Origin of the sequence: Phyllobacterium phragmitis, assembly GCF_002980495.1 — a bacterium.
In the GTDB taxonomy this organism is placed as follows: domain Bacteria; phylum Pseudomonadota; class Alphaproteobacteria; order Rhizobiales; family Rhizobiaceae; genus Paramesorhizobium; species Paramesorhizobium phragmitis.
Genome location: NZ_PVBR01000006.1, coordinates 255,376 through 280,798 on the forward strand (window position 1 = coordinate 255,376; position 25,423 = coordinate 280,798).

Annotated in this window: 26 protein-coding genes and 1 pseudogene; 14 read left to right on the plus strand and 13 right to left on the minus strand. The window is 60.9% G+C overall.

Translation table 11 applies throughout. The features are described 5' to 3' along the window. Positions 1–4 precede the first annotated feature (4 nt). Genes trbJ through trbB form a run of 5 tightly spaced genes read right to left on the minus strand, consistent with a single transcriptional unit; the run spans position 5 to position 4,848 of the window. Positions 5–802 (minus strand): P-type conjugative transfer protein TrbJ, encoded by a 798-nt coding sequence (gene trbJ, locus C5748_RS10740; protein ID WP_105741928.1) that lies wholly within the window; start codon positions 800–802, stop codon positions 5–7. Then, complete coding sequence (locus tag C5748_RS10745) at positions 774–3,218, minus strand: conjugal transfer protein TrbE (RefSeq protein ID WP_105741977.1); 2,445 nt, start codon at positions 3,216–3,218, stop codon at positions 774–776. Before C5748_RS10745 ends, trbJ begins: the two co-directional genes overlap by 29 nt. Positions 3,219–3,223: 5 nt before the next feature. Next, positions 3,224–3,523 carry a conjugal transfer protein TrbD gene (locus C5748_RS10750; protein ID WP_105741929.1) on the minus strand — a complete coding sequence of 100 codons (300 nt, stop codon included), beginning with the start codon at positions 3,521–3,523 and terminating at the stop codon, positions 3,224–3,226. Then, positions 3,516–3,887 (minus strand): TrbC/VirB2 family protein, encoded by a 372-nt coding sequence (locus C5748_RS10755; protein WP_105741930.1) that lies wholly within the window; start codon positions 3,885–3,887, stop codon positions 3,516–3,518. Before C5748_RS10755 ends, C5748_RS10750 begins: the two co-directional genes overlap by 8 nt. Then, the gene (trbB, locus tag C5748_RS10760) at positions 3,877–4,848 is read right to left on the minus strand and encodes a P-type conjugative transfer ATPase TrbB (RefSeq protein WP_105741931.1); all 972 of its coding nucleotides are present in this window, start codon (positions 4,846–4,848) and stop codon (positions 3,877–3,879) included. The genes C5748_RS10755 and trbB overlap by 11 nt, the downstream gene beginning before the upstream one ends. 453 nt (positions 4,849–5,301) lie before the next feature. On the opposite strand from trbB, the gene repA reads away from it, so the two are divergent. From repA to C5748_RS10790, 6 genes are all read left to right on the plus strand, one after another. Beyond that, positions 5,302–6,504, plus strand: coding sequence for a plasmid partitioning protein RepA (gene repA / locus C5748_RS10765; RefSeq protein ID WP_105741978.1), 1,203 nt, complete (start codon positions 5,302–5,304; stop codon positions 6,502–6,504). A 79-nt stretch (positions 6,505–6,583) separates the two neighbouring features. Next, on the plus strand, positions 6,584–7,567 hold the full coding sequence (repB, locus tag C5748_RS10770) for a plasmid partitioning protein RepB (protein ID WP_105741932.1): 984 nt from the start codon (positions 6,584–6,586) through the stop codon (positions 7,565–7,567). Between the two features lie 172 nt (positions 7,568–7,739). Beyond that, entirely contained in the window at positions 7,740–9,101 is a 1,362-nt protein-coding gene (gene repC / locus C5748_RS10775; RefSeq protein ID WP_105741933.1) for a plasmid replication protein RepC, read from the plus strand. Continuing rightward, the gene (locus tag C5748_RS10780) at positions 9,091–9,726 is read left to right on the plus strand and encodes a hypothetical protein (RefSeq protein ID WP_105741934.1); all 636 of its coding nucleotides are present in this window, start codon (positions 9,091–9,093) and stop codon (positions 9,724–9,726) included. The genes repC and C5748_RS10780 overlap by 11 nt, the downstream gene beginning before the upstream one ends. A gap of 81 nt (positions 9,727–9,807) precedes the next feature. Continuing rightward, positions 9,808–10,242, plus strand: a complete 435-nt coding sequence (locus C5748_RS10785) for an antitoxin Xre-like helix-turn-helix domain-containing protein (RefSeq protein ID WP_105741979.1) — start codon at positions 9,808–9,810, stop codon at positions 10,240–10,242. Beyond that, positions 10,239–10,718, plus strand: coding sequence for an RES family NAD+ phosphorylase (locus C5748_RS10790; RefSeq protein WP_105741935.1), 480 nt, complete (start codon positions 10,239–10,241; stop codon positions 10,716–10,718). The genes C5748_RS10785 and C5748_RS10790 overlap by 4 nt, the downstream gene beginning before the upstream one ends. Positions 10,719–10,840: 122 nt before the next feature. Here the strand turns inward: C5748_RS10790 and C5748_RS10795 are convergent, their stop codons facing one another. The 4 genes from C5748_RS10795 to C5748_RS10810 all read right to left on the minus strand — a co-directional run bounded on the left by C5748_RS10795 (position 10,841) and on the right by C5748_RS10810 (position 13,842). Further along, positions 10,841–11,938 carry a hypothetical protein gene (locus C5748_RS10795; RefSeq protein ID WP_105741936.1) on the minus strand — a complete coding sequence of 366 codons (1,098 nt, stop codon included), beginning with the start codon at positions 11,936–11,938 and terminating at the stop codon, positions 10,841–10,843. A 93-nt stretch (positions 11,939–12,031) separates the two neighbouring features. After that, positions 12,032–12,343 (minus strand): helix-turn-helix domain-containing protein, encoded by a 312-nt coding sequence (locus C5748_RS10800; protein ID WP_105741937.1) that lies wholly within the window; start codon positions 12,341–12,343, stop codon positions 12,032–12,034. Further along, positions 12,340–12,678, minus strand: a complete 339-nt coding sequence (locus C5748_RS10805) for a type II toxin-antitoxin system RelE/ParE family toxin (protein WP_199194765.1) — start codon at positions 12,676–12,678, stop codon at positions 12,340–12,342. Before C5748_RS10805 ends, C5748_RS10800 begins: the two co-directional genes overlap by 4 nt. Before the next feature lie 78 nt (positions 12,679–12,756). Further along, positions 12,757–13,842 carry a tyrosine-type recombinase/integrase gene (locus C5748_RS10810; RefSeq protein WP_105741938.1) on the minus strand — a complete coding sequence of 362 codons (1,086 nt, stop codon included), beginning with the start codon at positions 13,840–13,842 and terminating at the stop codon, positions 12,757–12,759. A 110-nt stretch (positions 13,843–13,952) separates the two neighbouring features. Between C5748_RS10810 and C5748_RS10815 the strand changes: the two genes are divergently transcribed. The 4 genes from C5748_RS10815 (at position 13,953) to C5748_RS10830 (ending at position 18,170) form a co-directional block, all read left to right on the plus strand. Next, positions 13,953–14,912 carry a DUF1403 family protein gene (locus tag C5748_RS10815; protein ID WP_146119505.1) on the plus strand — a complete coding sequence of 320 codons (960 nt, stop codon included), beginning with the start codon at positions 13,953–13,955 and terminating at the stop codon, positions 14,910–14,912. Between the two features lie 2 nt (positions 14,913–14,914). Beyond that, positions 14,915–15,604: an SMC-Scp complex subunit ScpB gene (gene scpB / locus C5748_RS10820; RefSeq protein WP_105741940.1), complete on the plus strand. Its 690-nt coding sequence runs from the start codon at positions 14,915–14,917 to the stop codon at positions 15,602–15,604. A 412-nt stretch (positions 15,605–16,016) separates the two neighbouring features. After that, on the plus strand, positions 16,017–17,276 hold the full coding sequence (locus tag C5748_RS10825; RefSeq protein ID WP_245428988.1) for an AAA family ATPase: 1,260 nt from the start codon (positions 16,017–16,019) through the stop codon (positions 17,274–17,276). A gap of 24 nt (positions 17,277–17,300) precedes the next feature. Beyond that, positions 17,301–18,170 carry an MFS transporter gene (locus C5748_RS10830; RefSeq protein WP_245428991.1) on the plus strand — a complete coding sequence of 290 codons (870 nt, stop codon included), beginning with the start codon at positions 17,301–17,303 and terminating at the stop codon, positions 18,168–18,170. 122 nt (positions 18,171–18,292) lie between these two features. Here the strand turns inward: C5748_RS10830 and C5748_RS10835 are convergent, their stop codons facing one another. Then, a complete protein-coding gene (locus C5748_RS10835) occupies positions 18,293–19,138 on the minus strand; it encodes a helix-turn-helix transcriptional regulator (protein WP_105741942.1) in 846 nt (281 codons plus the stop codon). A gap of 75 nt (positions 19,139–19,213) precedes the next feature. On the opposite strand from C5748_RS10835, the gene C5748_RS29310 reads away from it, so the two are divergent. Next, positions 19,214–19,888: a LysR family substrate-binding domain-containing protein gene (locus C5748_RS29310; protein WP_105741943.1), complete on the plus strand. Its 675-nt coding sequence runs from the start codon at positions 19,214–19,216 to the stop codon at positions 19,886–19,888. A gap of 78 nt (positions 19,889–19,966) precedes the next feature. On the opposite strand, the gene C5748_RS10845 is transcribed toward C5748_RS29310, so the two are convergent. Next, entirely contained in the window at positions 19,967–20,218 is a 252-nt protein-coding gene (locus C5748_RS10845; protein WP_105741981.1) for a helix-turn-helix domain-containing protein, read from the minus strand. A gap of 107 nt (positions 20,219–20,325) precedes the next feature. Here C5748_RS10845 and C5748_RS10850 point away from each other — a divergent pair, with 107 nt between their 5' ends. Beyond that, entirely contained in the window at positions 20,326–20,643 is a 318-nt protein-coding gene (locus C5748_RS10850) for a DNA -binding domain-containing protein (RefSeq protein ID WP_105741944.1), read from the plus strand. Positions 20,644–21,002: 359 nt separating this feature from the next. On the opposite strand, the pseudogene C5748_RS10855 reads toward C5748_RS10850, so the two are convergent. Both C5748_RS10855 and C5748_RS10865 read right to left on the minus strand, forming a co-directional pair. Continuing rightward, positions 21,003–22,123: pseudogene (locus tag C5748_RS10855) on the minus strand (IS110 family RNA-guided transposase). 294 nt (positions 22,124–22,417) lie between these two features. Next, the gene (locus tag C5748_RS10865; protein WP_105741946.1) at positions 22,418–23,317 is read right to left on the minus strand and encodes a LysR family transcriptional regulator; all 900 of its coding nucleotides are present in this window, start codon (positions 23,315–23,317) and stop codon (positions 22,418–22,420) included. A gap of 134 nt (positions 23,318–23,451) precedes the next feature. Here C5748_RS10865 and C5748_RS10870 point away from each other — a divergent pair, with 134 nt between their 5' ends. Together C5748_RS10870 and C5748_RS10875 are read left to right on the plus strand one after the other, a co-directional pair. Continuing rightward, positions 23,452–24,201, plus strand: a complete 750-nt coding sequence (locus tag C5748_RS10870) for an SDR family NAD(P)-dependent oxidoreductase (RefSeq protein ID WP_105741947.1) — start codon at positions 23,452–23,454, stop codon at positions 24,199–24,201. A 139-nt stretch (positions 24,202–24,340) separates the two neighbouring features. Next, positions 24,341–25,408 (plus strand): IS110 family RNA-guided transposase, encoded by a 1,068-nt coding sequence (locus C5748_RS10875; protein ID WP_105741982.1) that lies wholly within the window; start codon positions 24,341–24,343, stop codon positions 25,406–25,408. Positions 25,409–25,423: the final 15 nt, after the last annotated feature.

Sequence of the window (25,423 nt, forward strand, 5' to 3'; positions counted from 1 at the left end):
CTGTTCACCAGCGCGGCTCCATGACTTGACCGCCCGATGTCGAAGGCGCGGATGAATTGAAGAACCGCTCACGCTGGGTCTGGGCGAGATCGCGCGCGGCTTGTTCGGATTGGTGCCAGGTGGCCATCATCGTTACTTGCTGGGATACGAGACCGCGCAGCTTTTGTGATTGTGCGACTTGTTGGGCCGCAATCTGATGGCCGACCTGAAGAGCTTTCATCTGCCCATCCGCTGATTGCGACATGGACCGCAGTTGGTCCATGGTCGCTTCCTCGCTGGAAAACTGGTCGGCGGTGAGACCCGCCGCCCGCAGGGTCGAGGCAATGGTGTCGCGGTTGGTGTCCGACCAGCTCTGATAGCTGGTCGAAAAGCTTTTGCCATTGGCTAGGCCTGTCTTGAAATCGGAAAAGCTCTCAAAGCGGGATTTGAGCACGTCATCGATGTTGCCCATCGAAAACGCCATGCCCTGCCCTTGCTGCACAAGTCCGCGCAATCGGTTGAGGTCGTTCTCGACCTGTCCCCAGATATGGTTTGGCAGCTGGGCCGTGTTTTGAAGCATGTTCTCATAGATCCGGAGCTGGTTCTGGATCTGTTCAGCCAGTTGGGTGATCTGGGTCACCTGATTCTGGATCTGCTCGGCCGACTGGCCGGTGAGTGCGATCAGTTCGCTGTTGTTGAGCAACTGGGTCCACTCGGTCGCCTGGCCCGTTACCGCGCCGGCCTGAATCTGTGCCGGAAGCAGGGTAATGCTGATGAGCGCACCCACCGCCACTTTAAGCCTGGATGAGAATGTGAGAGGCATTGCCGATCCCCCTTTCATGAAGCCAATGGACGGGCCATTCACCGTCGAACTGGTCCGCGAGCGCCCGGATGCGCTTGAGGTCCTCTTTTCCTGATGCCCCGACGAATGACAGCGTGACCGGACCAAGCGCCATGTCGAACAGACGCCTGCCTTCTGGACTTGCAACGTAGTATTCACGCTTGGGCGTGGCGGATGCGACAATCTCGATCTGTCTCTCGTTAAAGCCGATGCGTTCGTAGAACGTGCGCGTGTCCGAATCGCGCGCCGCCCCGTTCGGCAGACAAATCTTTGTCGGACAGCTCTCCTTGAGCACGTCGATAATGCCGGAGCGTTCCGCGTCGGAAATCGATTGGGTGGCAAGCACCACGGCGCAGTTGGCCTTGCGGAGCACCTTGAGCCATTCGCGGATCTTGTCGCGGAACGTCGGATGGCCCAACATCAACCACGCCTCGTCGAGGACAATGAGGCTCGGCGCGCCGGTGAGGCGCTTTTCGATCCTGCGGAAGAGATAAAGGAGGACCGGCACGAGATTGCGCTCGCCCATATTCATGAGCTGTTCGATCTCGAAGGTCTGAAACGAACTGAGCGACAGACCGTCTTCTTCCGCGTCGAGCAGCTGCCCCATCGGGCCGTCGACGGTATAATGATGCAGTGCGGTTTTGATCTCCCGCAATTGCACGCCCGACACGAAGTCGGAAAGTGACCGGCCCCGCGACTGGGAGAGCAGGCCAATCTGCCGGGAGATCGCGTTGCGATGATCGGGTGTGACCTGCGTGCCCTGCATGGCCACCAGGGTTTCGATCCACCCGCTCGCCCAGGCTCGGTCGCCTTCGGTTTCGAGTTCGCCCAGAGGGCAGAAGGCCAGCGAAGTCCCCTCCCCGCCGACATCATAGTGATCTCCACCCGTTGCAAGCGTCAGCGGCAGCATCGCCGCTCCCTTGTCGAAGACGAAGATCTGCGCGTCTCGATAGCGTCGGAACTGGGCGACGATCAGCGACAGAAGCGTGGACTTCCCCGATCCTGTCGGGCCGAACACCAATGTGTGTCCGACGTCATCGACATGGAGATTCAGCCGGAAAGGGGTTGAGCCGGAGGCAACCTGCATAAGGGGCGGCGTGGCGGGCGGGTAGTAGGGGCACGGCGCTGTGGGGCTTCCGGACCAGACGGAATTGAGCGGGACGAGATCGGCGAGGTTGCGCGTATTGATCAGCGGCTCGCGAATGTTCGCGTACCAGTTGCCCGGCATCGAGCCGAGATAGGCTTCGGTGGTGTTGAGCGTTTCGATACGGGCGCCGAATCCTTCGGCCTGAATCAGCCGGCGGACGGCCTCTGCCTTGTCCTGCAAACGTGCATGATCCTCGTCAAACAGAACGATGACCGGGGTGTAATAGCCATAAGCGACAAGTTGCGAAGCCGCCTGCGCGATCGCATCCTCTGTCTCCGCGACCATGGCCATCGCATCCTGATCGAGCGATCGGCTTTGCGTCTGGAACAGCTGGTCGAAGAACGGTCTGACCTTCTGTTGCCACTTCTTGCGCGTGCGCTCGAGCTTTTGCCGCGCCTCCTGTTCGTCGAGGAAGATAAATCGGCTCGACCAGCGATAGGTGAGCGGCATGAGATCGAGCGAATTGAGGATTCCTGGCCAGCTTGCCGCCGGAAACCCGTCAATCGCGACGATGGCAAGAAACCTCCCGTCGACCATTGGCGACAGGCCATGCTGGTATTGGGCCGTCGCCAGCCAGTCGAGATACATCGGCACGTCGGGTAGCCGTACAGGATGGTTCTCGCCTGTGATGCAGAACTGGATGAACTGGAAGAGTTCGTCATAGCGGGCGACCCGAAAACCGCCCTCGTCCTCCGTCTCCCGTGTGACCATGCGTCGGATCGACATGACGTTGCCAAGATACTGCTCGATCTCTCGGATCGAGGTCCGGAAGCTATCCAGCACAGTATCGGCGTAATCCGCGCCGCGGCTTTCATCGTCCGAATAGATGTAGCGGACCAGACCTGCCCGGCGCCTCTCCGGCGGCCGATAGGTGAGGATCAGCGCGTGCTCGCTTTCGTAGTGCCCCCTCTCCCGCTCAAAATGATCCCTGCGTTCTCTGTCGATCGCGCGTGTGACCGGATCGGGGAAGTGACAGTCTTCCTCAGGGGGGTAGGCGGTGCTCGGAACACGCACCGCCTCTACCTGGATCATCCAGCCGGAGCCGAGCCGTGCAAAGATCGAGTTGATCTGACGCACGACTTCGTTGCGTTCGAGGTTGGTCGAGCTCTCGCTGTCGGGGCCGGCAAAATACCATCCCGCCATCAAGCTTCCGTCCTTAAGCAACATGATGCCGTTATCGACCAACCCGGCATACGGAAGCAGGTCGGAAAAAGAAGGGCCTTTGTGGCGGAAGGATCGAAGCGCGACCATGAACACTACGCCTTTCGCCAAGGCGTTGATGTCGGGCGATAGATCGGCCGATAATGGATGTGTCGGATGTAGACTTTCCGCATGAGAGGATCGGCCTTGGCCATCATGCGCAGTGCGGCCACCACGCCGATCCAGATCGCGGCACCGAACAGCGCCGAAAACCAGGTCAGCACGACGAAGATCAGGATCACCGCAGCCAGACCGGTCAGCAACACGAGTTCGCGATCCGCGCCCATAAGCAGGTTCGGTCGCGACAAAGCGCGATGGATCATCGAGACGGCGAGAGGGGACGACGTCTCAGCCATGCCCCCGCCCCACCTCCGGAGTCGATGGAATCGTGCTTTCGATATTGCCGACCGAAGCACCCGATGCTCCGAACAGACCAACAATCTGGGTGGCGCCGAGCAAGATGCCGGCAACCAGCACAACATACATCAGCCGCCGCGCGAAATCGTTCAGTTCGCCGCCGAAGATCAGCATGCCGCCGGCGACCGCGACGGCCGCCAAGGCAATGAACCCGGCGACCGGTCCGGTAATCGACTGCTGGATCTGCTGCAACGGCCCTTCCCAGGGCAAACCACCTCCGCCGCCCGCAAGTGCGGGCTGACTCGCCAGGACAATAAAGCTGACCGCAATCAGTGCGACCGGCCCCAGCACATTACGCGACATGATGATCCCCCTCCTCGCTCGCAACCGGTTCGATTTGGTATTCGCCGTGGGCGAACCGCTCGACATGGATGATGTCGCGCACGATCCGGCCACGCGGCGTACGCTCGATGGCGACGACCAGATCGATTGCTTCGCCGATCACTTCGCGCATCGGCTGCTGGCTGGCTTCCGCGGTCAGCTGCTCGAGACGGCGCAGCGCCGACTGAGCACTGTTGGCGTGGATGGTGGTCAGCCCACCCGGATGGCCGGTATTCCAGCCCTTGATGAGCGTGAGCGCGGCGCCGTCGCGGACTTCGCCTACAATAATCCGGTCAGGACGAAGGCGCATGGTGGATTTGAGGAGGCGTGCCATGTCGACACTGTCGGAGGTGTGCAGCGCCACAGCGTTCTCGGCCACACACTGGAGCTCGGCCGTGTCCTCGAGGATCACCAGCCTCTGGTTTGGTCCTTCGTGTGCGATTTCCTGCAAGATCGCATTGGCGAGGGTGGTCTTACCCGACCCGGTTCCGCCGGAAACAACGATGTTGAGACGGGATGACACTGCATTCTGAATGGTACGCGCCTGCTCGCCAGTCATAATCCCATCGTGCACATAGTCGCCAAGTGGAATGAGGCGAGACGCCCGCCGCCGGATCGTGAAGGCTGGAGCGGCGACGACGGGAGGCAAAAGACCCTCAAAGCGGTGACCGTCGATCGGCAACTCGCCTGATACGATCGGTCGGTGGTCATCGACCTCCGAGCCAAGCGCGTGAGCGACACTGCCGATGACGATCTCGGCCGCGCCCGGTGTCATGTTGCCCGCTGGCGCGATCCCCTGCCCGAGCCTTTCGATGAACAGCCGGCCATTCGGGTTGAGCATGATTTCGACCACGCTCGCGTCGGCGAGCGCTGCGCAGATAACGTCGCCGAACGACTCTTCGAGTTTGCGCACGAGCCTGGCGTGAGAGCGGCGGTCAGCCATTGCCTCGTCCCTCGTGCCGAACTGCTCTCGACCGCGCTTCACAAATCGAGCGAAACTTGGATCCCGTCATCATTTCGAACTCCCCCTGCAACAATGGGAGGGAAGATTTCAGCGTGAGGGATGATCGTCACCCTATCGAATCTGACAGGGTGAGTCGGCCCGAGTCGCCGACGAGCGATGGTCCGGGCGACGAAATGGGCCGCCTGAACCCCTTGGCACCCTGTCAAAACTGATAGGTGCCAGTTGACGGTCGGAAACCAAGGAAGCTTTGCTAACCATTTGAAAACGTTGGTGGCTGCCTTAAGAGTTGGCCGGTAGGTGTGAAAGTCGTCCAAGCCGATTAAGATGCTGTTAACCAAAAAGAACTTGCGGGTCCGAGGGAATCGCCCATAGTAATAACGCTTTCTCGTTCATTGAGTGGGTAAAAGCGTTATTCAGAGAGCGGTTAGGACGATTGTGACGCAACTTATCGGCACAGACCTCGATTTCGACGAGGAAATTCTTGAGCAAGGGGAACTGATCTCCGACAAGCTCAATATGCTGCGTTTAGAGCAATATGCTCCGGACGGCGAGAAGGGGCTGCGCCTTTTTTCGCTGGGAGAAGTTGCCGAGTTTCTTGGCGTGACGCAAAACCATATCAAGAAGCTGCACCTGGAGGGCAAGGGCCCGGCCCCACAAGTTTCTGTCTCAGGAAGGCGATCATATACGGCAGAGCAGATGCTTGAGCTTCGACAGTTCCTCGACAAACACGGCCGCACGGACATCAGACGCTACGTTCCTCGGCGCCGTGCCGGCGAGGAGCTGCAGGTGGTGTCGATCGTGAACTTCAAAGGTGGCAGCGGCAAGACGACGACCGCGGCGCACTTGGCGCAATATCTCGCGCTGACCGGGCACCGCGTTCTAGCGATCGATCTCGACCCGCAGGCGTCGCTCACTGCACTTCACGGCATCCAGCCCGAGCTTGACAAGAACCCCTCACTCTTCGAGGCGATACGCTACGACGAGAAGCGGCGGTCGATCAAAGAGATCATTCAGCCCACGAACTTTCCCGGCCTCGATATCGTGCCTGCGAATCTGGAACTGCAGGAATATGAATACGAGACCCCGTTAGCAGCCACCAGCAAGAGCTCTCCCGAAGGTCGGCTCTTCTTTACGCGCATCTCTCAGGCCCTCAGGGAGGTGGAGGACCGATACGACGTCGTCGTGATCGACTGCCCTCCTCAACTGGGCTATCTCACGTTGACTGCTCTTACGGCTTCAACATCGGTCCTAATCACGGTCCATCCGCAGATGCTGGATGTAATGTCCATGAGCCAGTTCCTGTTGATGCTCGGTGGGATCCTTCAGTCGATAAAGGACGCGGGTGCCAGAGTGCGTCTGAAGTGGTTCCGATATCTTGTCACACGCTATGAACCAACAGATGGGCCGCAGTCCCAGATGGTAGGCTTCATGCAAGCGATGTTCGGGAAACGTGTCCTCGAAAACCAGATGCTGAAGTCCACGGCGGTCTCTGACGCTGGGATTACCAAGCAGACCCTTTATGAAGTGGAGCGCAGTCAATTCACGCGCTCCACCTACGATCGCGCCATCGAGTCACTCAACGCTGTCAATGCCGAGATCGTTTCGCTGATCCATAAGGCTTGGGGGCGGAAATGAAGATGTTTTTGACAGCCGTGCAGAACGGCAAAAAAGCAAGTGAGTGCAAACATTTAGCGGTAGAAAGAGGGAGGGACCCGTGGCTCGAAAGCATCTGCTGACCTCCATTGGAGCAACTCCGGGCGAAGCGCGGGCGCCGAAGCCAACGGAGAGTCGGGCGGACTATGCCCGCAAGGGTGCATCCCGATTGATGACGCAGTCACTCGACGAAATAGCCGAGAACTCGATGCGGATTCTCGAAGGGGATGCAATTGTCTCGCTCGATCCGGACGTCCTCGACGAGTCTCCCTTTGCGGACCGTGCCGGAGACGACCCCGATTTTCTGCAGTTCGTTGAGGCGATCCGGAAGGCGGGACAGTCCTCCCCTATTCTCGTGCGACCGCATCCAGATCAACCTGGGCGGTTCATCATTGTTTTCGGGCACCGGCGCACAAGGGCAGCGCGGCAACTTGGGATCAAGGTTCGCGCTGTGGTGAAGCCTCTCAACGACCTCGAGGAGCAGATCATCGCTCAAGGTCATGAGAACAATGCCCGCCTGAATCAGACATTCATTGAAAAGGCCCTGTTTGCAAACCGCCTGCATCAAGCAGGAATTGGCAAGGACATCATCAAGGAGTCTCTCACGATCGACGACACGCTGCTGTCGCGGATGCTCTCTGTTGTCGAGCATGTCCCTGCCGACGTGCTCGATGCGCTCGTGCCGGCCACGGGCATTGGGCGTGATCGCTGGGAGGAACTCAAGAAACTTGTTCTGAACCCGGAAATGGCAACGTTCGCGAGCGAAATCGTGCGGTCCGAACAGTTCAAAGCGGATCCACTTGAAACGCGCTTTTCGCTTCTCTGCTCATCCCTCAAGCAGCCTAAGAAACGCAGGGCTGCAGGTGCGACACCACAGCGACGAGAATGGTCTCTGGCCGGGGAAGCCGTGAAGGTGGCCGCAAAAGGTGGCGCTAGAGCCTTTACGCTCGAGCTTAAAGCTAAAGACGCACCAAAGTTCGGCGACTTCCTCTCCGCCAACCTGGAGAGGCTGTACCAGGAGTTTTTGGAGTCAGAAGGAAACTAGACAAGGAGCAATCGCAAAAGAAAAAGGCCCCCGAAATAAGATCCGGAAGCCCTTCTCGAGTTTAAGCACCTAGAGAATCGCATTTCCGCGAATCACAGTCAAGCGTCCCAACAGGACAAAGACGTCGATTTCGACGGGTTGGCTTCTTTTGCCTAGTGATAGGTGAAAGACAATGCAGACACATACCACAACGACGCCCTTCGGGCGGCGGTCGATATCGCTCGGCCAGATTCTAAACCAGGCTACCGCACGAGAGATGCCGAAGGATGCTGCCGTCCAGAAGTGGCAGGTGTTCCAGCATATCCGCGAAGCGAAAGATCTCCTGGGCGCCACCGATCGATCGCTGGCAATCCTCAACGCACTCCTGTCCTTCCATCGCGAGACAGAGTTGTCGGCCGCTGGCGATCTGATCGTCTGGCCTTCGAACGAGCAGTTGGCCGCGCGGGCGAACGGCATGCCCCCGACCACGCTGCGCCGGCACCTGGCCGTGCTCGTCGAATGTGGGCTGGTCATTCGGCGCGACAGTCCCAATGGCAAGCGCTTCGCCCGAAAGGGCAGGGGAGGCCAGATCGAGCAGGCCTACGGATTTGATCTGTCCCCGATCGTGGCGCGGGCCGAGGAGTTCGCCGAGCTTGCGGACGCTGTCAAATCTGAGAAGAACGCATTTCGGGTCGCTAAAGAGCGCCTGACGCTGCTGCGGCGCGATGTCGTCAAGCTGATCGACACGGGCATCGAAGAGAGGGTGCCGGGCAATTGGGGTAGGGTGCAGCAAACCTATCAGGCCATCATCGGCCGTCTGCCGCGCACCGCGTCTAGACAGCTCGTGGATGACATCTGTACCGACCTGCACAGCCTCTACACCGAGATACGTGAGGTCTTGGAAACATTCGCAAAAACACAGGATATGGACGCCAATGAGTCCCATTCTGGTCGCCACATACAGAATTCAAACCCAGACTCCCAAATTGAATCTAAAGGGAGCTTTCGAGAAAAGAAAGAAGCAGGCGGCACCGCCGCGGAAACCGACAACGTACGGAGCCTACCGAAGCGGGAGCTGCCCTTGGGAATCGTACTGGACGCTTGCCCAAATCTGCGCGACCTGGCGCAGGGCGGAGAAATCCGGCACTGGCGTGACTTTCTCGCGACGGTAGAGTTGGCCCGGCCGATGCTGGCAATCAGTCCCAGCGCCTGGCGTGAAGCCTGCGACGTCATGGGCGAGCAGCACGCGGCGATCACCCTGGCGGCGATCTACCAGCGTACCGAGCAGATCAACAATGCCGGCGGTTATCTGCGTAGTCTAACCGACCGTGCCCGCGAGGGGAAATTCTCGACCTGGCCTATGGTCATGGCTCTCTTACGGTCCGAGCTGGATGCGAAAAAGCCGATGGAACAGGAATCCAATCCGCTGAACTCATCAGACAATGGCGGAGCCGCAGGAGGAGCTGGTCTCGAGATCAGCGACGCCCTGCGGCGGACACTGTCTGGAGGTCGTCGCACCCCAGGGTTTGGAGGAGGACCTCGAAATGACGGATGATCAAAGCGCCGTTGGGAAAGGCATTGCGGACGCCTTGAGGCGGGCGAGGGCTCTGGAAGAGGCATCGACGCGCAAACTCAGGATTCGCTTGGCGCCGATCTCAGAAGAGGAGGGTGGGGGACTCCGCATTTCCGCTCGCATCGCTGCCCTATCCGATGATGAATTGGCGGTTCAGGAGGGGATCGGCAGTCGGCTGGTAAAGTGGTCCGACCTCGATCAGCGCGCGGATGAACTGGCCGATCTTGTCGAAGTCGTTGCCCGTGAGGTGTCTTCCGCCGTGAACAAGCTTCCGCCGGCAGCTCCCGTAGATCGGTTCTTCGAGGATGATCGACAGCTGCAGGAGTTCTCCGAACTCGTGGAGACATACTCGGACGCTGTCTTCCGGGCCGCAACGGCAGTAGTGAACGACGCCAGTGCATGGAGAGAGCCAGTCTCGCCCGGCACGACGGCCGAGGCAGCAATGATCGCGGGCCTGAGGTTGGCGGCGCTTGCCGCGTTTTCGGTAGGTGTCAGCAGCCACGACCTCGTCAATAGTTTGCAGGATGAGGTTGTACGAATGCGTTCAGGAGCCGAAAAGGCGACGACGTTATCTGTCATTGGGAAGAGGGCCAAGCTCAGCTTATAAATCTTCGCGCCCACTCCAATCGACCTTGCACGGAGCCTCACATGAGGCTATATTTGTCATCATGTGAAGTGGAGTTCGATGATGCTGGCAATTGGAAACATCGCTGACGTGCTCGGCCTGCCGCCCAAGGGGACAGCCGCACGGTCGCCATTCGGTCTGATGACGTCGATCGAGAACGGGCTGCCTATGATCGCACTGGAACGCGTGGCGCGCTTGTTGGCACCGGGTGACGCTCAATTCAAGTACCGCCTCGTTCCCAAGGCTACTTATGAGAGGCGGAAGCGCGGTGCGCTGAAGCTGTCGTCGGATGAGGGCATGCGTGTTGCGCGGGTGGCGCGCGTCTGGAACCTTGCTCTCGATGTCTGGCAGACCGAGGATGAGGCACGCGACTTTCTGTTCCGGGTTCATCCCATGCTGGAAGACCGGCGCCCAATTGATGTGGTCATCCAAAACGAGATTGGCGCTGAACTGGTGCTCGAAATACTCGCAGGTCTGAAATACGGCAGCGCTGCGTGACAGCGCAGGTTCTCGATCGCACCCTACAATGCTTTCGGATCGGGGATCCTGCCGGGGCCTATCCCATCTTTAATGCGACCGGGTCGACGATTGCTCCTGGACGGTGGAATACGCGGGGCAGTCCGATCATCTATACCAGCGAGCATTATTCGACGGCTCTTCTGGAGAAACTGGTCCACGGCAGCGGCAGGCTGCCGCCCAACCAGCATTTCATCGAAATCACTGTACCGCGCGGACTGAGCTATGAGATCTTTTTGCCGCCGTCACTGCCCGGCTGGGACGCGATGCCGGCGACGGTGACCAAGGATTTCGGCGAAACGTGGTGCCTCGACCGGCGTAGTCTTATCCTCCTGGTGCCCAGTGTCGTTGCGCGGCTCGATCGCAATGTCTTGATCAACCCCGCTCATCCCGAGTTCGGAGCCATTCAGACCACCCTGCACCAGCCGGTCTATTGGGACCGTCGCCTGTTTGGATGAAGGGGAGGGGCGTTTATCGCCGTGCTATTGACGCGGAGGCGGTCCCACGCCCGGCCAGGAGCACGCTCAAGATCGAGCGTCGTTTCCGGGGAGAGGGTGAAATCATACCGGAAGACGCCCGCTCAGAACAGATAGGGCTTGTCGCCCCAGGCTAGCAACACCGCGGCGTCGCGGTCGGGCAGGCGCACGCGAGCCGCACGCACCCCGTTGGCGATCGCATGGCCGACGTCCGGATCGCCCCAGTGGCCGTGCGTCATCAGGAAAAACCAGGCGAAGGGAAGCCCGACTTCCTCATCGATCGTCTCGATCCGCTCCATCAATCGGTGGACCGATACGGCCTCGTCTGCAAGGAGCCGCTCCGACGGCATATTGAGCGGTCGCGGATTGAAGCCGATCTCCCGTCGGCCGCGCTCTTCGAAGTCGTGGATGTCGAAGGCCCAGTGGTCAAAAATGCGGTCCGCGGCGGCGCTCGAGCGGTCCCAGTCGGCAAAGAAGCGGTTCTCGCGCGGCACGAAATCGAACCAACCAGGATTGGCCTGCAGGAACGGGATGTCTCGCATTCCGGCGGGTCCAACCTCGTGAATCATCCGGTTCTCGAGCTCGGGCCGGCGCGCCGCCCGCAGTTCGCGTTCGACGCGGGCCCGGCGCCCGAGGAAGCTCTTCATGTGGACGATGCCGCCACCTGTGCGGCCGCGCGGCCGGTATACGGGTCCAGAAAGCAATTGGGCGTTCGTGGCGGGCTCGCGCGGCACCCAGGACGGGTCGATAAGATCATCTGCGCTGTAGGGGCGGTAATCGGGATCGACGACCGGCCCGGCCAGAACCTCGACCTCACGGCCGAGGGAGATCTGGACGAAGTCGGCGACGCCGCGGCCTGTCGGTGCGAAGGCAAATACACTGGTGCCGCGCCATTCGGTGAATTTGTTTGCGCCCGATCGGTAGCGGTTCCAGAAGGCTGTCAGGTCGCCGCCAAGCGCGGCCAGCTCATTTTCCACCCAGGCGCGATGGTCGCCGAGGCGCGTGCCGTCGTCGGACAAGACGGTGCGGGTATCGCCACGCCAGTAGAAATCGTCGACCGCAGAGGCCGTGATCGAGAATCCGGGAAAGGCTTTCGTCATGGCGGGAACCAGGTCCCTGTCAGCCGACGCCGGATCGAGGCTTGCGAGCACGGCCTCCACCGAGGCGGCGTCCAGCAGGCGGATGGGGCCTTGGTCGATCATTCCGGGTACCCTTTTGTACGCGGCGAAGAAGCTGCTTTCATGTGTCGCTGTCCTGACCAGGCAGGGCACCGCCGACGGAGCAACCTGGCCCCATCAGGCAGCGACAGTTCCGCGCCCGGTCTTCTCGACGGTGACTGTCACCTTTCGATCCAGCCGGTTCAGAACCCGCACAAGCCGGTCGATCGTGAACTTGCCGAGATGGGCGTTGCGGACGTTCGAGATGTCTGACGGTGTAACACCGGTCAGTTCCGCCGCAGCTCTGACAGTGAGGTGCCGCCTGTTCAGGACAGCGATAATCTCGGCTGCCAGGAAAGCCTTCATCTGCTTGGTATCGGCGTCGGGATCACCCATGTCGGCGTAGACGTTGCCGCTGCCTCTGACGATCTCGATCTTGTCTTCACTCATGACTCCATCTCCCGTATTTGCTTTAGCCGCGCCTTGATGAGGTCGATCTCCTTCTTTGGCGTTGCGATGCCCTTGGTCGACTTCTTCTGAAAGGCATGAACAACCCAAAGGGCATCGCCAATCTGGACGGTGTAGATCACCCGGTAGGCGTCGGAGCGGAAGGGCAGGGCGATTTCCATCACCCCCGAACCCAGATGCTTCATCGGTTTTGCCAAATCCGCCTTCTGCCCAAAGCTTGCGATCGTAACCGCATCCAGCATGGTGTCCTGGACGGCCTTGGGGAATTTCCGAAAATCCTTCTGCGCGGCCTTGATCCAGGCGATCTCTCTCATCATCAGACATTATCAAATTTGATAACACCACACAAGCGCAGTCGAACCCTGATCGCTAGGCAGCAGTAGGGGAGGGGACTTCTACAGACCGCTCGCCTTGGTGAGGTTGGTGCGAAACCTGTCGCGCCGGCGCTGATATTTGCGCGTCATCTCGGCCGAGGCATGCCCAAGCTGCTTTTGCACGTAGCGCTCCTCGATCTCGGCCGAGGAGGCGAGGCCGGCGCGTAGCGAGTGCCCGGCGAACAGCAGCACCCGCTCGTCTTCCGGAAGGTCGGAGCGGACCCCGGCAGCAAGCACCGTCTGCTTGACCAGGCGGACGACATGCTTGCTGGAGAGCCGCTCGACATCGACCGTCTTATTGTCCTTGAAAATGCGGCGGAAGAGGGGGCCGCGCGCAATGCGGCCGAAGCGGAGCCAGGTCTCGAGTGCTGCGACCGGGCACGTCCGGTCGGAGGCGCCGCGGCCGACTTCGACCTCGCGCCAGCCGGTCTTGCCGCGCAGCGTCACCAGCAGGCCTTTGTCGAGGATCTCGATCCAGCCGGCGCCGTCGCTGTGATCGTCGCGGACGACATCGAGGCCGACGATCTCGGAGCGCCGCAGGCCGCCGGCAAAGCCGAGCAGCAGGATGGCGCGGTCGCGCAGGCCCCTGAGATCGTGCCCGAGGGTGGCGACCATGGCCTTGACGTCGTCGCCGAGGACCGCTTCCTTCTGCCGCGGCGGCCTGGCGTGCTTGCGGCGAATGCCGGCCAGCACCGTAGCGATGTGGCGGTCGTCACGGTCCATCGGCTGGCCGCGCTGGGTGAAGTTCCAGGCGAGGCCGGAAAGTCGGCGCTCGATGGTGGCGACCGAGAGGGGAGGGAGGCCGCGTTTGGGATCGCCGGCGGCGCAGGCGCTGATATAGAGCCCGATCACCTGGGTAGATGGCGGCATTGCCTCAAGGCCTTCGCGGCGGCACCACGAGGTGAAATGCCGCCAGTCGCCGGCATAGGCTTCGCGGGTGTTCTCGGAGCTGGCGGCTTTGGCGTAGGCCGTCGCCGTCTCGACGAGTGCTTCGAGGCGTGACGGCGGCGGTGTGGCGCCCATTTCCATGACCAGATCGACGACTTCGGGGAGATCGTCGGCACTCGAAAAGTTGATTTTGGGCGTGTTTTCCGGGGGATTTGCCATGGTTTTGAAGCCTATCAGAATACGTCCAATAATGGAAGCTTATTGGACGCAAAATCAGCTCGACAGGCGCGGCGGTTAGTGCTCAACATAGTAGCTTAAACCGCCGTGCTGTGCTAGCGTCAGGTATGGCCAAATCACCCCGAATGCTGATTCCCGCACCACCAACCTACCCCGCTATGCCGCCGGCGCTGCGGCTGCGTACGCTGCCGGAAGGCCCGGCAGACGCGGGTTTTGCTGCCGGCGCGGCGCTGGCCAGCCTGCATGCTATGGCGATCGACGAACACCCGATCGGCAGCCTGTGGCGCGATCGCCTGGCGCTGACCAGTGCTGCGGCATTGATGGGTTTTCTCGGTCGCACGGAAGACGAGGCCGCGTTGCGCGATGCGGTCAAACTGACCCGGCCGGGCGACGATCCCGGTCCGGGTGGGAAGGTGTTGATCGGCTGGCGCCGGCTGGTCGAACGGCGCACTCTGCTCGCCGACGATCGGTGGCTGACCGCCTCGGCGGTGCTGCAACTCCCGATCGATGATCGGCTGCACGACGTCTATGCCGTCGCAGAGCGCCTGGCCAAGGGCGAGGGCAATCCGGTGGCGGCGGCAGCTGAGATCGTCGCCGTGACGATGAAATTCCGGCCGGATGCCGAGCTGCTGGCGCTGTGGCTGGCCGATGCGATCGTCGCCTCACGCCTCAAATGGCTGCGGCCAGTGCCGCTGCTCGCCGCCGAGATCAAACGCAAGGACTTGCGTAGCGCGCCCGATCACCTCAACGGCGATGGCCGCTGGCCAATCACCTGCGCTGCCGCCTATGCGCGGGCGGCGGCGCGTGCCTCGGATCTCCACGCCGATCTATGCCGCAAAGCCGCTCGATTGCTCGAGGTGGCGCCGAAACTGCGCAACAAGCATGCCGACACAGTGCTGCTTGTTCTGCTGATGGAGGATGCACAGACCGCTCGCTCGGCTACCGACGCCATCAGCGAGCGCTCCGCCCGCCGATTGTTCGAACGCCTCGAGACGCTCGGCGCCGTGCGCGAGCTCACCGGTCGTTCGACCTTCCGGCTCTATGGCCTGTGACAATGGCGCGCGCTCCTAAACAGCCGGAGATCTTCGATGCCGATCTCGAGCATTTGCCGCCCGATCTGCGCTGGCGCGAATGGATGGGCCGCGTCGAGGCGGTGATTTTTGCCTCGGCCGAGCCGGTCGGCCGCGAGATACTGGCGCGCGTGATCGGGAAGTCGTGTAATCTCGACCTGATCATCGACGATATTCGTGAGGAGTTGCGCGGCCGACCCTATGAGCTGGTGTCGGTGGCCGGTGGCTGGCAGCACCGGACGCGTCTGGCCTTTGGCGATGCGATCCGGGCGGCCGTCGGCGTCAGCGACAAAGCCGTCGCGCTGTCGGAGTCCGAATCCCTGGTGCTGACCACCATCGCCTATTACCAGCCGATCACGCGGGCGGAGCTCTCGACCTTCTTCGGGCGCGAGATCTCCCGCGATCTAATCGGCCGCCTTCGCAGTGTCGGCTTCATCGCCTCCGGTCCCAGGAGCCCGCAACCGGGCGCCCCCTACACCTATGTGACGACGAAGGAGTTCCTGTCGCATTTCGGCCTGGACAGCCTGCGCGATTTGCCGGACATGGAGGCGCTCGAGGACGCGGGGCTACTCAGCAAGGAGAAGCTGCTCGCGGGCGGCATCCCGGTGGCAGGTGCTGATCCTGGGACGGACAATAATGTGTCGCCGGACCTTTCCGAGGAGGAAGGACTCTGACGGATGGTATGGGGGAGGCTCGGAACCGGGTGACGTGCTTTCGCGCGCGCAGCGCTAGGAACGTCTGCTTGAGTAAGGCAGCTCGTTAGTGACACAGTCGTTCTTATTGAAGGTGGCAAGGGACGCAAACGTTCCTTCGTTACGGGCGATGACGGTCTCCCTGGCCCATCCGCCAGCAAAGCAATGCCGGCGAACGCTTCGCCTTTAAGAGAAACATGCTGTGCGGCCGGTTTCGCATGCGTTTCGTTGAACAGAGGGCTCCGCACAGCTGAACAGCGCCACGCGATTTTTGACGTTAACGAAAGCTGCGCATGGGGTAGCAGCTTGCTGGACCGCAGTTCTGCCTCACCCCGCCTGCTCGTCTTGATAGGGCCGGGTGCCGTGGTAAAATCAGAAGTTTGACAGAAATTCGTTGAAATCGCAGGAACAGGTGACTATATTGGTTGCTATGATATATCGTCTGGAAATTGAGAACTTTTACTCGTTCCGTGATCCCCAGATCCTCGATCTGCGGATTCCGCGGAATGTCCCCGAGTATCCAGAGCGGTTTTCACCGCTGTTTCCCGGCGCGGAGGAGCGCGCTCCGAAGATCGTCGCACTATTCGGCGCTAACGGGTCCGGTAAATCCTCGGTTCTCAAGGCGCTCACGTTTCTGTCGTGGTTTCTGAAAGACAGCTTTCAGAATCAAGGCGCATTGCCGTGTGAGCGGTTCAACGACGAGGAATCGATGAACCGCCCCGTTCGTCTGGCGCTCGAGATGGGCGGGTTGACGGAATTATCATTCGAGGCTGTCAATTCTCCCACGCACCGGAATAGCGATTTCGGCCTCTACCGCTACGAATTGGAGCTTCTTACGAAAGACGGGGTTATCAAAACGGTCCGGCGGGAGGTCCTCCGTCACAAGCCTCACGGACAGGGGAAGTGGCAACGAGTGTTCGAGCGTGGTGCCGACAAGGACGTGCGCGGTTCGCGGGCGTTTTCCCTGACCGGCTACAGCCAAGTCATTGACAAGGTGCGGGACGACGCCAGCGTGGTGTCCACCCTTGCGCTCTTCGAGCACGAGCCGTCCAAGGTGCTAGCCGAAGCAGCAAGCGCGGTCTTCCGCAACATACTTATGGAGCGAACGGAGTTTTCGGATAGGGATATTATCCAGTTCCTTGCGCAAAATCCGGCAGCGGTTGAGAGCCTTAACAGAGAGCTTCAGCGCATCGATGTTGGTGTCGAGCAGATGGAAATTGTCCAGACAGCGTCTGGGCCGACGGCGTTGTTTAAGCACGAAGGTTTGCACGCCCCGATGCCATGGACTCTGGAAAGTCAAGGAACGCGATCGTTCATCCGCATTTTTCCACTTCTGTTGTTGGCGCTACAGAAGGGGGGCGTTGCGGTCATTGACGAGTTGGATCTGTCGATCCACCCGTTAATCCTGCCGGAGATCGTCCGTTGGTTTTATGATCCCGACCGCAATCCGGCAGGTGCCCAGTTGTGGATGTCGTGTCACTCGGCATCCCTGCTCGATGATCTCAGCAAGGAGGAGGTCGTCTTCACCGAAAAGGATCAACTTGGTCGGTCGAATGTTTATAGCCTGATGGACGTTCAATCCGTCCGCCGAAACGACAACCTCTACAAGAAATATCTTGGAGGGGCATATGGCGCAGTGCCTCAGATCGGATGAGAAGACGCCAGTGATCTGACGTCGATGCTCGCCGCCCGTTTCGGTTCGGGCCTCGGGCATGGCGTCTTTCTCGCGGTCGCGTCCAGCGCGGCGACGCGACTGGTGGCCCCGGAGCGGGCGGGCAGCGCGGTCGCCGTCGTCTTTGGCGGGTTGACACTCGCGCTTGCTTTTGGCGTGCCGATCGGCACCCACCTCGGTGGTATCTGGAGCTGGCAGACAATTTTCATGGGTGTCGCCATCTGTGGCGCGATCGGCGTGCTTGGCCTCGCCTTTCTCATGCCTAACGCCAGAGATGGCGGCGAACCAAAGGATGCGCTTCACAATCTGATGGCATTGCTGGACCGGCGGTTGCTCGGCGCAGCGCTCATCACTGTGCTGGCTTATACAGGCTCGTTCTGCCTGTTCTCCTATATCTCACCGCTGCTGATCGAAGTGACGGGCATGAACGCCGCTTTCGTCAGCACGATGATGCTGGTCTATGGCGTCGCGGCCGCGATCGGCAATATCGTTGGTGGGCGCATAACCGACCGGCTCGGCCCCGACAAGGCGGTGATGATCGTCCTGATCGGTCTCGCCATCGTGCTGGCGGCGATCTGGCCCGCCGTACATTCCGTCCCGGCCATGGTGGTGCTAATCGCGGCCTTGGGCGCGCTTACCTATGCGGCAGTGCCCGCCATGCAGGCCCGTGTCATCGGCATTGCCGAGCGCCATGCGCCGAAGGCACTGGCCGCTGCCGCCGGCCTCAACATCGCCGGGTTCAATTCCGGCATCGCGCTCGGCTCGCTCGTTGGCGGCGGTGTGATCGGCGCGTTCGGGCTGACCGCTACGGCGATTTTCGGAGCAGGCGCGGCAATCATTGGCATTGTCGTGCTGACGTTGCAACGAGGCAAATGATTGTGGGACGTGCGGCGGTTGCTTCAACGTACATAGGCTGCCGATGCAGCAGCCTATCCCGTATCGGGACACGACCGAATGGGATCGACGGCGCGAGTCAAACTCCAAGCAGTCTACGGAAGCTACGAGGTAAGCAACCGCTCGAACCGCTCGCTGGCGTCCTCGCCGGCAAGTGCGGCATAGGCCACGAGACGCAGGTGCTTCTCCTCGTCGACGATGAGGGTGGAATGGTCGAACGCGACCGCACCGATGCCGACGACAAGGAAGCTGCGACGTCCTTGGCAGCGGCCATGCACGTCATGCCGCCGCCAGAGATCGCGAAACGCGGGCGACCGCTGCTCAAGCGCTTCAACCAGCCCGATCATGTCCTCGTCTTCGGGTGCCTGAGCGAAATCCCGCCGGAAACTGGCCAGTATCTGCGGGGCTTGGTTGTCCCACTCGACGATCCGATCCGACAGGCTGTCGTCGCCGAACAGCATCCACAGCATGTTCCGTTCCGCGGGATCGCGGCCATCGAAGCCGAAGAGAAGCTCCGCAGCCGTGTTCCAGCCGATCACGTCCCAGCGCAGGTTCATGACGTAAGCAGGACGCAACTCCAGATCGTCGATCAGACGACGAACCAGCGGCGGCAGCGCGCACCAAGCCCGCCCGTTGATCGCTGGAGGCCGGTGGTGCGCCAGAAGGAAGAGATGCCGCCGTTCCGTCTCGTCAAGCTTCAGCACCCGCGACACATTATCGAGAAAGGCGGCCGAGACGTTGATGTCGCGACCCTGCTCCAGCCACGTATACCAACTGAGGCCGACGCCCGCGAGCGCCGCCACTTCTTCTCGCCGCAGTCCCGGGGTCCGACGCCTTTTGCCCGGCGGGAGCCCGACATCGAGTGGCGAGAGACTTTCGCGGCGCCGACGCAGAAAATCCGCCAGTTCCGTGCGTGTACGATCGAGACGGCTTTCCAGGGTGTTGCTCATAGTAACCGTATAACTTCCTCCATAGTAACAGGACTGTATGCAGTTTATCCGGTGGTTTCAACCACAGGAACCGCTATGTCCGATAACTGCATTCCAGCAACCAAAGCATCGCCATCCTCGTCACCATCGAGCAGCGCCGACATTCCCAACTCTTCTCCGCTCGCACTGGCCATCCTGCTGCTCGGTGGCTTCATCACTGTCTTCGACCTGTTCGTGGTCAATGTCGCCATCCCCTCCATGCAGGCTGATCTCGGCGCGGACTTCGCACAGATCGGCTTCGTCATCGCCGGCTATGAACTGGCCTTCGGGGTGCTGCTGATCGCGGGCGGCCGTCTCGGCGAACCGCTCTTGGTCGCCCTGCCGGAGAACCATTCACTCGCCGAGCGTGCAAGCGTCACCTGGGCCGATCTTGCAGCAGAAGCCTTCCTTGTCCGGCGTGGCGGCACCGGGCCACAGGTTCATGACCATATCGTCCTGCGCCTTGCCAGCCGTTGGCCCGGGCCTTCGATCCTCCGTTTCGATGTAGAGCGCAGCTCGCTGCTATCGATGGTCGGACAGGGCTTTGGTGTCACCCTCGTTGGCGCGGCTACCTCGCTGTCGCCGACATGCGGCGTGGTTTTCCTCCCGATAACCGACGAGCCCGAGCCCGTTGCATTCTCGGCTGTCTGGTCGCCCTACAATCGAGACGCAGTGCTGCGAAACCTGCTTGCTCTTGCACGCGAGATGAGCCGGTCGGCACAACCCATCTAGCTTATCGCCGGTTCGGTCACACTGACGCGCGGACGGCGCGCCTCGCATCAATGCCGCATGCTATTTGCCTGATGGGCTTCATGCGCCATTTTTGGAAGACGATTCGATCTTTTCCAGTATAGCGGCTGTCGAAACGCCCAGCGCCGCAGCAATATCCACAAGCTCGATGACATCAATCCGTCGCTCTGCGTTCTCATATTTGGCGACGAAGGATTGCGGCTTGCCAAGTGCGGCGGCAACGTCCGCTTGGGTAAGTCCCTTCGCCTTGCGAGCCTCGATAAGCAGGGACAGGAGAAGCTGCTGTCGGGGCGTGCGCAAAGACTTCTGCATTCGGAACGTCGCTCCATTGATGAAAGGGAGCCGTTCCACTAATCCTGTTCTGGGATTATCCCAGTTCGAGATTATGTATGTCGCGAGCCCAAAAAGGAGGGCGTCTGATGCGTGTCAGACCTAAGCTTGACCCTGATGTTGACGATGAGGCGCCAACCGGCGCCGACATCACCATTTACGACGAAGAGCATTTCGTGACCTACCTCCGTCTACTGGACGCGGAGACGGACGGGGCGGACTGGAAGGAGGTGGCGCAGATTGTTCTTCATCGCGATCCCGTCGCGGAGGAAACCCGCACGCGCCATTGCTGGGAAAGCCATCTCGCCCGCGCGCAATGGATGACGAAGAAAGGCTATCGGCGGCTTCTCGAACAGGCCGTTGCGGACGAAGAGCGAATCAGGATGGCGGGCCACGCTCGACGATGATGAGCACTACGTCTACGCTATAGCCCTCTCATGATGGTCACGTCTGGATGAGCGCACGGCTATTCTGCCACCGGAACAAAATCCGATGCAAGATGGAGATTGAACGGCCTGGCGGGTGTGCTGCGCGCGCCTGTTTCTGACGACGATTGATCAAACTCTCATCCGCGGATTGGCTACCGCACGACCCTTTTCCGTCGTGGACCTTCCTCCAGCTCCAAATCGGGCGTCGTAAGATACTGCCCAAGGGCTATATCGAGGATTGTCCGCGTCAATCAGGGCGCGCAGCACGCCAGCCAGGTCGCGATGTCAACGATCCGATCTTCTCCTTTCCGTTCGTCCGTGAGTGGTTAAAGTGAGTGTCAGGCCAACCTTGAGGCCGGCGCCGGCGTATGGCGGGCGATGTCCCAGATGAAGCCCGCCAGTTCGCGCGCGACCGCCGCCACGATCTTCGCCGCATGCTTTCCGGTTCCGGCCAGATGGCGGAACTTCGCGCACAGGCGGGTCTGCGCCTTCCAGGCGATGGCCCGGATGTGATCGGGCAGTCCGGCATTGCGTTCCCGCAGCGCTCGCCCCTCCCGTGCAGGATAGCGGTACTGCCACGCGGATTCGATCAGCATGGCGCGGGCGGCGGCGTTGCCAGTACGGGTGAGTTCGCCGCGCCGCGTCCGCGTTCCACTGGAATGCTCGGCCGGAACGAGGCCCAGCCAGGCCATCAGTTTTTTCGGGCTGTCGAAGCGATGCAGATCGCCAATCTCCGCGACCAGCGTGATGGCCGCGATGAACCTGATCCCACGCAGCGCCTGAAGCGCGGTGACGACCGGGGCCAGCGGCCAATCCAGGACCGCTTCCTCAAGAACCTGCTCCAGCCGCGCGCAGCGCTCCTCCAGTTCATGGATGCGGCGCTTGTATTCTTCATAGACGAACTGCTGGTGCGCAAAGGCAAAACGCTGGTCCGAGAGCCAGCGCCAGTGCATCCGACTCCATATGGCCTTTCCCTGATACCGGCGGTCGTGCCGCAACAGGAAGCTCTTCAGCGTGTTCTTCGCCGAAACCAGATCTGCTTTGCCTGCCGGCGTGCCCGCACCACATCGCGGATCGCCTCATGCGCCTCGTCGGGCACCCAGACGGCGGTAAGTTCACCGGCACGCAAGAGCCTGGCCAGCGTCTGCGCATCACGGCGGTCGGTCTTCACCCGGTCATTCGGCCGACGCGGCATCGAGGACGGCGAGATCACGACGCAGTCGATCCCGAGACTCTTCAGGAAACGATAGATCACAAACCCGCACGGGCCGGATTCGTAGCAGACCTTCAGCGTCGCACCGTTCTTGCCGATGCTCGCCAGCGCTTTGTGCAGCACTGCGCAATCATTGGCGACAGTCCCAAAGAACCGGATTTCCGGGTCCCTACCTTCATCGGCGACGGCAATCGATATCGTGTCCCGATGAACATCAAGGCCGATGTATTTCGTTGAAATGGTCATGGCTTCTTCCTTCCATTGCACATTTTCCAATGCGCAACATCCAGAAGCCTTACGCCGCGAGGCAAGTGACCATCATAGGGTCTCTAACGCCGCACGCGGTGCGACTTCCAGACTCATTGGCGCAGTTCATCAGCGGTTTTGGGCAGTTTCTGAATCGCCGGGTCGGGTGGAGAGCGGTTGTGCCGATTACCAGCAGCCAGCGGCAGCTTCGCGCCAGAAGGCTACACGCCGCAGCCCCCGGTCTGACGTAGGCGATGAAAAGTGTCGGGCCGCCAGAAAGACCGCCCTTCAACGTCACAGGAATTCGGAAGCGCCGCCTTCGAATCGCCCCGCAAGGCGTCCTGCAAATCCTTGCATCGCGCTGCGGATATCGTCGCAGAGGAGCCGCACGCGCTTCGTCCGCCGTGTGTCGCCATGGGTCAGCAGCCATATATCGCCAATGTGTGTCACCGGGCCGCCGGGGACGCGGGCAAGCAGCGGGTCGGCGTCGCCGAGGAAACAAGGCAGGGCGGAGATGCCCATGCCGGCGCGGACGGCCTCTAACTGTGAGCGCATTTCGGCGAAGCGGATCGGCACGGAGGCCATCTTGATCCCGGCGTCCGGCGCCCAGTCCGTCGGAACGGCCTCGTTCGCCCCGAGCAGCCAAGCGGGAGTTAGTGAACGAGAGCATGCCAGATCGCGGGCGATGTAGAACCCCATATGGAATTCGCAGAGTTCCGTTCCGTAGAGGTTTTCGGGCGGCGACGCTCCGCCGACCACCACGCGCAGCGCGACGTCCGCCTCCCGGTTGCCAAGGTTCACGACCGATCCCGAACTCAGGATCTCCAGCGCAATGTCCGGGTAGTTCGCCCTGAACGCCGTCAGCGTCGGCATCAGCAGATCGGTGGCGAACGAGATGGGAAGCGTGAACCTCAGGGGCCCGGAGACGTCCTGGTCGCGCCCGAAGATGCGCGCCTCTATCTGTGACGACGCCGTCGCCATCTGTCCGGCAAGTTCCACGATATCACTTCCGGCATCCGTCAGCCGGTATCCGGTCGCCAGTTTCTCGAACAGCTTCGTGTTGAGCTTCTCTTCGAGCCGGCCCACTCCGCGGATGATTGTAGCATGGTTGACCTTCAGCGCTTCCGCAGCAGCGCGGACTGTGCCGCCCTCGGCGACAGCGAGGAACATCCGAACTTCATCCCAATGATCCATGGTGCGTTTTCTCACAAGTGGTGTGCGTTCATCGCCAGTTTAAAACGCATTTTTCTTTCCTCATATTTAAATGGGAGGCAAAACTTGTGCAATATCGCACACGCCTCCCTGCTAAATGGTCAACAGAGGACTTCATGAGCAAGCTTGATTCAAAAATCGCCGTCGTGACGGGCGGCTCCAGCGGCATCGGTTTCGCGATTGCCGAACGCTTCATCAGAGAAGGCGCGACGGTCTACATCACCGGCCGCCGCCCGGCCGAACTCGATGCTGCCGCCAACAAGCTCGGCGAAAAGGCGAAAGCGATACAGAGCGATGTTTCCGACCTTGGCAGCCTCGACAAGCTGTTCGCGACAGTGCGGGAAGCGGAAGGGCGGCTCGACATCCTTGTCGCCAACGCCGGCGTGATCGCATCCAGCCAGATCCGCGACGCTGCGGAAGAACACTTCGACAGCATGTTCGACATCAACGTCAAGGGAACCTACTTCACCTTGCAAAAGGCGATTCCGCTGATGGGCAACGGCGGATCGATCATCCTCGTTTCGTCCTGCCTGGCGACCAAGGGCCTGCCGGGCCACAGCGTTTACAACGCCACGAAGGCAGCCATCCGATCGCTCGTCCGCACAGCCGCAGCGGAATTGTTGGCATCGGGCATCCGCGTCAACACGCTGAGCCCCGGCCCGGTCGACACACCCATCATCGAATGTCAGGTCGGATCGCCGGAGGCAGCAGAGGAATTCCGCAAGCAGGCGGCCTCTGTCGTGCCGCTCGGTCGCATCGGACGCCCGGAGGAACTCGCGGCCGCGGCGCTCTTCCTGGCATCGGACGAGAGCAGCTTCTCGACCGGAACAGACCTCGTCGTCGATGGCGGAATGACGCAGCTTTAAGGAGGTGGCATGAAAGAGGCCGCACCCGCTGAGAGAACGGATCACTGAGATGCAGTCGATGATCGAGGGACAGTCACACTTCCAGCCTTTCGGCTTACCTTATTGGGGTTTCGAAGATCTCAACAAGGGAGTTGGAAGCATGACTGCCTCTTATGATTACCATATCGGCGTCGATTACCACAAATCCTACAGCCATCTGGTGGTTCAGGATTCGAGCGGCAAGACGCTACGCTCGGGCCGAGTGAAGAACGACCGACAGTCGCTGGGCGGCTTTCTCGAGCGGTATCGCGAGAACGCGCATGCGGTTGTCGAGGCGACGCGCAACTGGATGGTGATGTACGACTGGCTCGACGACATTTGTGATGATGTCGTTCTCGCCCATCCGCTGAAGGTCAAGGCGATCGCCGACGCCAAGATCAAGACCGACAAGATTGACGCGACGGTTCTGGCGCATCTGCTCCGAACCGACCTGGTGCCGGAGGCCTGGGCACCCAGCGAGAGATCGCGAGACCTTCGCGTCGCGCTTCGGGAGCGGATGTTTTATGTCCGGCTGCGCACGATGACCAAGAACCGGGTCGTCACGGTATTCGATCGTTATCCGGAGCAGACGGCACAGTTGAAGAGGCTCGGTGATCTGTTCGGCAAGGCCGGTCGTGTCCAGCTTGCGCAGGTCAACGTCTCGCCGATCGACCGCATCCAGATCGATCGGGGCCTCGCCTTCATCGGCGACATCGATGTGCGCATCAAGCAGTCGGAAGCGACGATCCGGGCGATGACCAGAGCCAATGCCAATGTGAAGCTGTTGAAGACGATCCCCGGCCTCGGCGAATTCTTTGCCCGGCTGATCGACGCGGAGATCGATGACATAGCGCGGTTCCGCACGCCGAAGAAGCTAGCCGCCTATGCCGGGCTTGTGCCATCGACCTATTCGAGCGGCGGCAAGACTTATCACGGCAAGATCATCAAACAGGGCAACAAGTGGCTGCGCTGGGCCTTCGTGGAAGCGGTCAGCCCCGCCATCGCCTCGGACCCGCAGTTGCACGCCCAGTACGAGCATCTGAAGATCAAAGGAACCAACAAGGCGCGCGTGGCCATCGCGCGCAAGCTTTTGACGATCGCCTTCCAGATCCTGCGTGACCAGCGCGCCTATGAGCCGCGCGGCACCACCACCATGGAAGGCGCGTCGACGATATCCCGGTTGTCCTGATGTGCGTCTAGCGAG

What these genes read in the sequence shown, in the direction of transcription:
- C5748_RS10785 (WP_105741979.1), top strand. Translation starts at nt 9,808, where the DNA reads ATGCTGGCAATTGGAAACATCGCTGACGTGCTCGGCCTGCCGCCCAAG.
- C5748_RS10830 (WP_245428991.1), top strand. Translation starts at nt 17,301, where the DNA reads ATGCTCGCCGCCCGTTTCGGTTCGGGCCTCGGGCATGGCGTCTTTCTC.
- C5748_RS10745 (WP_105741977.1), bottom strand. Translation starts at nt 3,218, where the DNA reads ATGGTCGCGCTTCGATCCTTCCGCCACAAAGGCCCTTCTTTTTCCGAC.
- repC (WP_105741933.1), top strand. Translation starts at nt 7,740, where the DNA reads ATGCAGACACATACCACAACGACGCCCTTCGGGCGGCGGTCGATATCG.
- C5748_RS10800 (WP_105741937.1), bottom strand. Translation starts at nt 12,343, where the DNA reads ATGAGTGAAGACAAGATCGAGATCGTCAGAGGCAGCGGCAACGTCTAC.
- C5748_RS10835 (WP_105741942.1), bottom strand. Translation starts at nt 19,138, where the DNA reads ATGAGCAACACCCTGGAAAGCCGTCTCGATCGTACACGCACGGAACTG.
- C5748_RS29310 (WP_105741943.1), top strand. Translation starts at nt 19,214, where the DNA reads ATGTCCGATAACTGCATTCCAGCAACCAAAGCATCGCCATCCTCGTCA.
- C5748_RS10870 (WP_105741947.1), top strand. Translation starts at nt 23,452, where the DNA reads ATGAGCAAGCTTGATTCAAAAATCGCCGTCGTGACGGGCGGCTCCAGC.
- C5748_RS10865 (WP_105741946.1), bottom strand. Translation starts at nt 23,317, where the DNA reads ATGGATCATTGGGATGAAGTTCGGATGTTCCTCGCTGTCGCCGAGGGC.
- C5748_RS10810 (WP_105741938.1), bottom strand. Translation starts at nt 13,842, where the DNA reads ATGGCAAATCCCCCGGAAAACACGCCCAAAATCAACTTTTCGAGTGCC.
- C5748_RS10805 (WP_199194765.1), bottom strand. Translation starts at nt 12,678, where the DNA reads ATGATGAGAGAGATCGCCTGGATCAAGGCCGCGCAGAAGGATTTTCGG.
- C5748_RS10850 (WP_105741944.1), top strand. Translation starts at nt 20,326, where the DNA reads ATGCGTGTCAGACCTAAGCTTGACCCTGATGTTGACGATGAGGCGCCA.
- C5748_RS10795 (WP_105741936.1), bottom strand. Translation starts at nt 11,938, where the DNA reads ATGATCGACCAAGGCCCCATCCGCCTGCTGGACGCCGCCTCGGTGGAG.
- C5748_RS10845 (WP_105741981.1), bottom strand. Translation starts at nt 20,218, where the DNA reads ATGCAGAAGTCTTTGCGCACGCCCCGACAGCAGCTTCTCCTGTCCCTG.
- C5748_RS10875 (WP_105741982.1), top strand. Translation starts at nt 24,341, where the DNA reads ATGACTGCCTCTTATGATTACCATATCGGCGTCGATTACCACAAATCC.
- trbJ (WP_105741928.1), bottom strand. Translation starts at nt 802, where the DNA reads ATGCCTCTCACATTCTCATCCAGGCTTAAAGTGGCGGTGGGTGCGCTC.
- trbB (WP_105741931.1), bottom strand. Translation starts at nt 4,848, where the DNA reads ATGGCTGACCGCCGCTCTCACGCCAGGCTCGTGCGCAAACTCGAAGAG.
- C5748_RS10750 (WP_105741929.1), bottom strand. Translation starts at nt 3,523, where the DNA reads ATGGCTGAGACGTCGTCCCCTCTCGCCGTCTCGATGATCCATCGCGCT.
- C5748_RS10780 (WP_105741934.1), top strand. Translation starts at nt 9,091, where the DNA reads ATGACGGATGATCAAAGCGCCGTTGGGAAAGGCATTGCGGACGCCTTG.
- C5748_RS10755 (WP_105741930.1), bottom strand. Translation starts at nt 3,887, where the DNA reads ATGTCGCGTAATGTGCTGGGGCCGGTCGCACTGATTGCGGTCAGCTTT.
- scpB (WP_105741940.1), top strand. Translation starts at nt 14,915, where the DNA reads ATGGCGCGCGCTCCTAAACAGCCGGAGATCTTCGATGCCGATCTCGAG.